Source organism: Halomonas pelophila, assembly GCF_040196315.1.
GTDB lineage: Bacteria > Pseudomonadota > Gammaproteobacteria > Pseudomonadales > Halomonadaceae > Halomonas > Halomonas pelophila.
Window position 1 is genome coordinate 1 of sequence record NZ_JBEGCI010000031.1, and the last position, 1,338, is coordinate 1,338.

The 1,338-nt window shown below is 58.1% G+C and carries 1 protein-coding gene; it reads right to left on the bottom strand.

All coding sequences use genetic code 11. The annotated features are described in order from the left end of the window. A partial coding sequence (locus ABE957_RS18130; protein ID WP_349760063.1) for a Wzz/FepE/Etk N-terminal domain-containing protein occupies positions 1 to 572 on the bottom strand: 572 nt, incomplete at its 3' end. Between the last annotated feature and the right edge of the window lie 766 nt (positions 573 to 1,338).

The following is a 1,338-nucleotide window of genomic DNA, read 5'->3' on the forward strand; positions in this document are numbered from 1 at the left end:
CCTACCTGTCCCTGGCCAAGCACGCGGGGTTTCTCACCGCCCAGGGTAAGGGTATAGGCACCGCGCTCCCCTGCCGTGACGATCAGCGGGCTACCTCGCAGGGGATCGGCAACCTCGAGGCGGCCCAGACGCAGGGACTCGCCTCCCCATACCTCGGGCCGCCCTTCCATGAAATCGGGTCGCTCGATATTCTGGCGTAGCACGAACTCGCCGACGATCGGCAAAAGACGGGGCACCACCACGGTATCCAGACCGATCCGATCCACCACCTGGCCGAGTACCATGCGCGACTGCAGTATCTGCACCTCGGCGGCGCTGACGTTGCCTGTATCCTCTCCTGTGCCCATGACGTTGGCCAGGTCACCGAGGGGGCTGAGGGTCGACTTGCGCTCGACCTGGACCAGCGCATCGCCCTGATAGATCGGCGTGGTCAGAATGGCGTTAGCCGCACCCCCCAGGGCAAAGAGCAAGGTAATGCCGATGATCAGCCACTTGTGATCGAGCACCAGGCCAAAAATGCGGCCCAGATCAATCCTTTCGTCGGCAGGAGTTTGAGTGGTTTTCGCGGTCATGGGGGTCGATGCAGCTCTGTGTAATCATGAGGATACGGGGGACCCATGGCGAAGCAGGTTGCTCCTGCAAGTGCTTAGCCTACAAATGCGTAGTCCAGCCGTCGGTGCTCTCTTTCAGTAGCTTGTCAACGTGTCGAAGGCCTAGTCGCTCCTGCGGAAGGGATCAGGGATGTTTCGAACCTTTCCGCCCTCGTGCCAGCCCCCAAGGAGCAGTATCTCACCTTGCCCCGCGGGGGCGAACTTGCCAACGGACCGACGCTGGCCTTCTCATCATCAGGAGCATGACCAGGTTCGTCGATGTGCGCCGTTTTGGTGCTGTAATTAGCATTACCCACTTGGAAGCAGGAAGCAGACGTTCAGAAGCGAGGTTCCCAGGAGGAGCACCAGAGGGGCGAAAGAAGGTGATGTTCGCGTGTGGCATGCCCTCTCTAATTGAAAGTTCGGATTGGGTCCCACAAGTCGAGGCAAGTATGGCATAGCTGCAGGCACGCTACCGCCCCAGGTTGTCAAGGCTTGTCCCCGAGGCCATGAATGATTACTTTATATTCTGTCCGTTTCTTCCTGCTATTCTGGCGTTTCTAACATACTATTATGTTGAATTTTTCGCCGTGAGGGCCCTCAACTATTCGAAATAACGCTGGCTGAGTGACGCCATTATGGTTATTTATAAGAATACGCATAGTAGCCATAGCCGTAGGCGGTTGCCGCCTTGCGTTCCATCGCATTGAGGATTGCCCCCTTGACCGTCGCCCCACCGCTCTCCAGC